The 7,205-nt window shown below is 62.1% G+C and carries 6 protein-coding genes; all 6 read right to left on the reverse strand.

What is annotated here, in order from left to right:
• The coding region (locus EN914_RS18115; RefSeq protein WP_348631915.1) for a biotin/lipoyl-containing protein at nucleotides 1–172 on the reverse strand (172 nt) is incomplete at its 3' end.
• Between the two features lie 47 nt (nucleotides 173–219).
• Complete coding sequence (locus EN914_RS18120; RefSeq protein ID WP_024504975.1) at nucleotides 220–3,207, reverse strand: 2-oxoglutarate dehydrogenase E1 component; 2,988 nt, start codon at nucleotides 3,205–3,207, stop codon at nucleotides 220–222.
• Between the two features lie 128 nt (nucleotides 3,208–3,335).
• Nucleotides 3,336–4,238: a succinate--CoA ligase subunit alpha gene (sucD, locus tag EN914_RS18125; protein ID WP_024504974.1), complete on the reverse strand. Its 903-nt coding sequence runs from the start codon at nucleotides 4,236–4,238 to the stop codon at nucleotides 3,336–3,338.
• A gap of 41 nt (nucleotides 4,239–4,279) precedes the next feature.
• Nucleotides 4,280–4,651 (reverse strand): cupin domain-containing protein, encoded by a 372-nt coding sequence (locus EN914_RS18130; RefSeq protein ID WP_013528848.1) that lies wholly within the window; start codon nucleotides 4,649–4,651, stop codon nucleotides 4,280–4,282.
• Between the two features lie 4 nt (nucleotides 4,652–4,655).
• Nucleotides 4,656–5,849 carry an ADP-forming succinate--CoA ligase subunit beta gene (gene sucC, locus EN914_RS18135; protein WP_024504973.1) on the reverse strand — a complete coding sequence of 398 codons (1,194 nt, stop codon included), beginning with the start codon at nucleotides 5,847–5,849 and terminating at the stop codon, nucleotides 4,656–4,658.
• Between the two features lie 43 nt (nucleotides 5,850–5,892).
• Complete coding sequence (gene mdh, locus EN914_RS18140; protein WP_013528846.1) at nucleotides 5,893–6,861, reverse strand: malate dehydrogenase; 969 nt, start codon at nucleotides 6,859–6,861, stop codon at nucleotides 5,893–5,895.
• Nucleotides 6,862–7,205: the final 344 nt, after the last annotated feature.

Raw genomic sequence — 7,205 nt, forward strand, 5'->3', positions numbered from 1 at the left:
CACCCAGCGTGCCGGCGGCGGCGGCAGGCACCTCCACCGTCACCTTGTCGGTCTCGAGCTCGACCAGCGGTTCATCGGCGGCGATTGTATCGCCAACCTTCTTGAACCATTTGCCGACGGTCGCTTCAGTGACGGATTCGCCGAGAGTGGGAACGCGGATTTCGGTAGCCATTGTGCCTGTCCGTTTTCTTTCGGTTCTGTTGTTCGCCCAGATCTTCTCTATTCACCAAGCGCGTCTTCGAGCAAGGCGGCGAGCTGGGCGAGATGCTTCGACATCAGTCCGGTCGCCGGCGAGGCGGCGGCCGGACGGCCGGTGTAGCGCACCCGCTGATGCTTGGCGTCGATATGCGCCAGCACCCATTCCAGATACGGGTCGATGAACGACCAGGCGCCCATGTTCTTGGGCTCCTCCTGGCACCACACCATCTCGGCATTGCGGAACCGCGACAGTTCGGTGATCAGTGCCTTGGCCGGGAACGGATAAAGCTGCTCGACGCGCAGCAGATAGATGTCGTTGATGCCGCGCTTTTCGCGCTCCTCATAGAGGTCGTAATAGACCTTGCCCGAACACAGCACGACGCGGCGGATCTTGGAATCCTTGACCAGCTTGATCGCTTGTCCGGAAAGCAGCTGCGCATCGTCCCACAGCAACCGGTGGAACGAGCTTTCGCCCGAAATTTCCGGCAGCGTCGACACCGCCCGCTTGTGGCGCAGCAGCGACTTCGGCGTCATCAGAATCAGCGGCTTGCGGAAGTCGCGCTTCAGCTGCCGGCGCAATATGTGGAAGTAGTTGGCCGGCGTGGTGCAGTTGGCGACTTGCATGTTGTCTTCGGCGCAAAGCTGCAGGAAGCGTTCGAGCCGGGCCGAGGAATGTTCCGGACCCTGGCCTTCATAGCCATGCGGCAACAGGCAGACGAGGCCCGACATTCTGAGCCACTTGCGTTCGCCTGACGAGATGAACTGGTCGAACACCACCTGGGCGCCGTTGGCGAAGTCGCCGAACTGCGCTTCCCACAAGGTCAGCGCCTTGGGCTCGGCCAGGCTATAGCCGTATTCGAAGCCCAGAACCGCCTCTTCCGACAGCATCGAGTTGATGACTTCATAGCCGGCCTGAGCCGCCGACAGATTGTTGAGCGGGATGTAGCGGGTCTCGTCGCGCTGGTCGTAGAGCACGGAATGGCGCTGCGAGAAGGTGCCGCGTTCGGAATCCTGCCCCGACAGGCGGATCGGATTGCCGTCGAGCAGGATGGCGCCGAAGGCCAGCGCCTCGGCCGTCGACCAGTCGATGCCTTCGCCGGACTCGATCGCCTGGCGGCGGTTTTCGAGGAAACGGATGATCGTCTTGTGCGCCTCGAAATCCTTCGGCACCTCGGTCAGCTTCTTGCCGATTTCCTTCAGCGTCTTGACCGGCACGGCGGTCTTGCCGCGCCTTTGTTCGTCCTGGTTGTCGGCGGTGCGCAGGCCCGACCAGGCGCCGTCGAGCCAGTCAGCCTTGTTGGGCTTGTAGTGCTGGCCGACTTCCCATTCGGATTCCAGATGCGCCCGCCAGTCGGCTTTCAACTGGTCGAGCTCGGCCTGGGTGAGGTGACCCTCGGCGATCAGCCGGTCGCCATAGATCTGCACCGTCGTCTTGTGGTTGCGGATGTTGCGGTACATGATCGGCTGGGTGAAGGCCGGTTCGTCGCCCTCATTGTGGCCGAAGCGGCGATAGCAGAACATATCGACCACAACAGGCTTGAAGAACTTCATGCGAAACTCGATCGCCACCTTGGTGGCGTGCACCACGGCTTCCGGGTCGTCGCCATTGACGTGGAAGATCGGTGCTTCGATCATCTTGGCGACGTCGGACGGATAGGGCGAGGAGCGCGAAAAGCGCGGGTTGGTGGTGAAACCAATCTGGTTGTTGATGATGAAATGCAGCGTGCCAGCGACGCGGTGGCCGCGCAGGCCGGACAGGCCGAGGATCTCGGCGATCACGCCCTGACCGGCGAAGGCGGCATCGCCATGCAGCAAGAGCGGCAGCACCTTGGCGCGCTCTTCCAGCGGCACGATTTCCTCGCGGCTGCGGCCGAACAGATAATCCTGCTTGGCGCGCGCCTTGCCCATCACCACCGGATCGACGATCTCCAGATGCGAGGGATTGGCGGTCAGGGACAGATGCACCTTGTTGCCGTCGAACTCGCGGTCCGACGAGGCGCCGAGATGGTACTTGACGTCGCCCGAGCCTTCGACCTCATCGGGTGCCGCAGAGCCGCCCTTGAACTCGTGGAAGATGGCGCGGTGCGGCTTGGCCATCACCTGGGAGAGCACGTTCAGCCGGCCGCGATGCGCCATGCCGAGCACGATTTCCTTCATGCCGAGTTGGCCGCCGCGCTTGACGATCTGCTCCAGCGCCGGGATCAGCGCCTCACTGCCATCGAGGCCGAAGCGCTTGGTGCCCTTGTACTTGACGTCGATGAACTGCTCGAAGCCTTCAGCCTCGACCAGCTTCTGCAGGATCGCCTTCTTGCCGGCGGCGGTGAAGGTGATCTCCTTGTCGGCACCCTCGATGCGCGCCTGGATCCAGGCCTTTTCCTCAGGGTCGGAAATATGCATGAACTCGACGCCGAGCGTGGAGCAATAGGTGCGGGTCAGGATTTCCAGCATCTGCCGGATGCTGCCGAATTCAAGCCCCAGCACATTGTCGAGGAAGATCGGCCGGTCGTAATCGGCTTCGGTGAAGCCGTAGTTTTCCGGCGACAGCTCGTTGTAGTCCTCGAGCGGCTTGGCGATGCCGAGCGGATCGAGATTGGCGTGCAGATGGCCGCGCATGCGGTAGGCGCGGATCATCATGATGGCGCGCACCGAATCGCGCGTCGCCTGGTGCACGTCGGCGTCGGACAGGACGACGCCATTGGTGACCGCCTTGTCCTTGACCTTCTTTTCGATCGTCTTCTCGACGATGCCCCAATTGCCGTCGAGCGCCGACACCAATTCGCCATTGGCCTGCAGCGGCCAGGAGGGCTTGGCCCAGGAGGCGCCCTTGGCGTTCCTGCGCACATCGCCGGAATCGTCCTTCAGCCCGGCGAAGAACTCCTGCCATTCGGGATTGACCGAGGCTGGATCGTCCTCATAGGCGGCATAAAGCGCGTCGATGTAATCGGCATTGCCGCCATAGAGGAAAGAGGTGAGAGAAAATTGGTCGTTGGCCTGATCTTGTCTTGCCATTTTTGTCCGCGGAGCCCGGCTCCGTCTCCTGTTTTTGGAGGGGAGTAGGGAAATAAGGGAATAGGGGAGTAGGGCTTTTTGCCGCTGCTATTTTCCCTACTGCCCTACTCCCTTACTCCCCTATTCCCTTACCCTTTGATCGCTTCGACCAAGGTCGTGCCCAGCCTTGCCGGCGACGGCGAAACTTTTATCCCGGCCGATTCCATTGCCGCGATCTTGTCTTCGGCGCCGCCCTTGCCGCCGGAGATGACCGCGCCGGCGTGGCCCATGGTGCGGCCGGCCGGCGCCGTGCGCCCGGCGATGAAGCCGGCCATCGGCTTCTTGCGGCCCCGCTTGGCTTCGTCCTTGAGGAACTGCGCGGCGTCTTCCTCGGCCGAACCGCCGATCTCGCCGATCATGATGATCGACTTGGTCTCCTCGTCGGCGAGGAACATCTCGAGCACGTCGATGAACTCGGTGCCTTTGACGGGGTCGCCGCCGATACCGACGGCGGTGGTCTGGCCGAGGCCGACATTGGTGGTCTGGAACACGGCCTCATAGGTAAGCGTTCCCGACCGCGAAACAACGCCGACCGAGCCCTTGCGGAAGATGTTTCCGGGCATGATGCCGATCTTGCATTCGTTGGGCGTCAGCACGCCCGGGCAGTTCGGGCCGATCAGCCGCGAGGTCGAACGGTCGAGCTTGGCCTTGACCCTGATCATGTCCATCACCGGTATGCCTTCGGTGATGCAGATGATCAGCGGGATCTCGGCCTCGATCGCTTCGAGGATGGCCTCGGCGGCACCCGCCGGCGGCACATAGACGACCGACGCGTTGGCACCGCTCTTTTCCTTGCCCTCGGCGACGGTGGCGAAGATCGGCAGGCTTTCGCCCTTCGCGCCGGTCCACGTCTCGCCACCCTTCTTGGGATGGATGCCGCCGACCATTTTCGTGCCGTGATAAGCCAGCGCCTGTTCGGTATGGAACGTGCCGGTCTTGCCGGTCAGGCCCTGCACCAGCACCTTGGTGTTCTTGTCGACGAGGATGGACATGGGAGCCCTTTTCTAAAAACCGTTGATCGAGGAAAACATGGTCAGAGCCGCTTCAAGTCGGCGACGGTGAGGTCGCTCTTGGCGTTGCCGGTGTTGAGCGTCGTTGCCGGCTCGAACATCAGCACCACGGGCTCAACGGTGAGCGAGCGCGGCCGGTGCTCGACGCCGCGCGGCACGACGATGAAATCGCCCTCGCCGAGTTCGACCGGGCCGTCGCGGAAATCGATGGCGATACGCCCACGCAGCACGAGGAAGGCTTCGTCCTCATTGTCATGCGCGTGCCAGTCGAAGACCTCGCCGAACTTGGCGACCTTCGCCTGGCTGTCGTTGACGTCGCCGGCGATATGCGGATCGAAGACCTTCTTGATCTTTTGATCCGCAGCCTCGACCAGGTTTATCTTATGCGGAGGCACCAGATCAGCCCTTCACCGCCGCCACGATCTTCTTGGCTGCGTCGTCGAGGTCATCGGCCGACACCACGTTGAGGCCGCTGTCGTTGATGATCTTCTTGCCGAGCTCGGCATTGGTGCCTTCCAGGCGCACCACCAGCGGCACTTCCAAGCCGACTTCCTTGACCGCGGCAATGACGCCCTCGGCAATGATGTCGCACTTCATGATGCCGCCGAAGATGTTGATCAGGATGCCCTTGACCGCCGGATCCCGGGTGATGATCTTGAACGCCGCCGTGACTTTTTCCTTGGATGCGCCGCCACCGACATCGAGGAAGTTGGCCGGTTCGGCGCCATAGAGCTTGATGATGTCCATCGTCGCCATGGCAAGCCCGGCGCCGTTGACCATGCAGCCGATATTGCCGTCGAGCGCGACATAGGCGAGGTCGTATTTCGACGCCTCGATTTCCTTCTCGTCCTCTTCGGTGGTGTCGCGCAGCTCGAGCACGTCGGGGTGACGGAACAGCGCGTTGTTGTCGAACGACACCTTCGCGTCGAGCACACGCAGCCGGCCGTTCTTCATGACGATCAGCGGATTGACCTCGAGCAGGCTCATATCCTTCTCGACGAAGGCCTTGTAGAGGATCGGGAACAGCGTATCGCCGTCCTTGGCCGCATCGCCGTCGAGCTTGAGCGCGCCGTTGAGCGCCTTCAGGTCGGCTGATGTGACGCCCTTTTCCGGATCGATGGCGACGGTGATGATCTTTTCGGGCGTGTCATGGGCGACTGCCTCAATGTCCATGCCGCCCTCGGTCGAGACGACGAAGGCAATGCGGCCGACCGAACGGTCGACCAGGATCGACAGATAGAGCTCGCGTTCGATGTCGGCGCCGTCTTCGATATAGAGGCGGTTGACCTGCTTGCCGGCCGGGCCGGTCTGCTTGGTCACCAGAGTGTTGCCCAGCATCTCGTTGGCGTTGGCGACGACATCGGCCACCGATTTCGCCAGCCGCACGCCGCCCTTGGCGTCCGGGCCGAGCTCGGTGAATTTGCCCTTGCCGCGGCCGCCGGCATGGATCTGGCTCTTCACCACATAGAGCGGGCCCGGCAGCGCCTTGGCGGCGGCTTCCGCTTCGCTCGCCTTGAACACCGGCACGCCTTCGGCCACCGGCGCGCCGAAGCTCTTCAGCAGTGCCTTGCCCTGATACTCATGGATGTTCATCTGGATGGTCTCCGGATCGACTGGGGGTTCACTTACTGGAGATTCATTTGGAGGCGAGTTGCGGCGCGATCTTGACGCAGGCCTCGGTCAGGCCCTGCACCGTCGCCACGGAGGAGTCGAACATCTTCTGCTCGCTCTTGTTGAGCTCGATCTCGATGATGCGCTCGACGCCGCCGGCGCCGATCACCACGGGAACGCCGACATAGGTATTCTTGACGCCATACTGGCCGGAGAGATACGCCGCACAGGGCAGCACGCGCTTCTTGTCCTTGAGATAGGCTTCGGCCATCGAGATCGCCGAAGCGGCCGGCGCGTAATAGGCCGAGCCGGTCTTGAGCAGGCCGACGATCTCGGCGCCGCCGTCGCGGGTGCGCTGCACGATCTGGTCGAGCTTCTCCTTCGAGGTCCAGCCCATCTTGATGAGGTCGGGCAGCGGAATGCCCGATACCGTCGAGTAGCGGATCATCGGCACCATGGAATCGCCGTGGCCGCCGAGCACGAAGGCGGTGACGTCCTCGACCGAGACCTTGAATTCCTCGGCCAGGAAATAGCGGAAGCGCGCGCTGTCGAGCACGCCGGCCATGCCGACGACGTGGCTGTTGGGCAGGCCTGAGAACTTCTGCAGCGCCCACACCATGGCGTCGAGCGGGTTTGTGATGCAGATGACGAAAGCCTTCGGCGCATACTTCTTCAGCCCGGCGCCGACCTGCTCCATGACCTTGAGGTTGATGCCCAGAAGGTCGTCGCGGCTCATGCCGGGCTTGCGCGGCACGCCGGCGGTGACGATACAGACGTCGGCGCCTTCGATGCCGGCATAGTCGTTGATGCCGGTGAGCCTGGAGTCGAAGCCATCGACAGGCGACGACTGCGCGATATCGAGCCCCTTGCCCTGCGGGATACCTTCGGCAATATCGAACAGCACCACGTCGCCGAGGTCCTTGAGGCCGATCATGTGAGCGAGCGTGCCGCCGATCATGCCAGAGCCGATAAGCGCTATCTTGTTGCGTGCCATGTGAGGATGTTTTCCCTTTGTCGGTGACGACGTCTCAAATCTCTGTGACTTGATGGCGGCGTCGAAGAAGAGGCCGGAATGCTGCGGGGAACCGCGAATTTTCGCCGCACCCAATAGCCCCGGCACGGAAAAAATTCAAACGATTATTTTGGCGTCAGTATTTTCAATCGGTTAGATCATTTGGGATTTACGTAAACGTCAAAGTTTGTAAGCCGACTTGGGAGGAAATAACCGACGAAGATGGAAATCGTAAGGCTGAATGCGGGTAATGACGCCCTTGTGATGCGGGTGGCCGAGGAGGTTCGAGTTGTAGACGTTGGCATGACAGAGGGGGGGGGCAAAGG

This window comes from Mesorhizobium sp. M7A.F.Ca.CA.001.08.2.1 (assembly GCF_003998455.1).
Lineage (GTDB): Bacteria > Pseudomonadota > Alphaproteobacteria > Rhizobiales > Rhizobiaceae > Mesorhizobium > Mesorhizobium ciceri.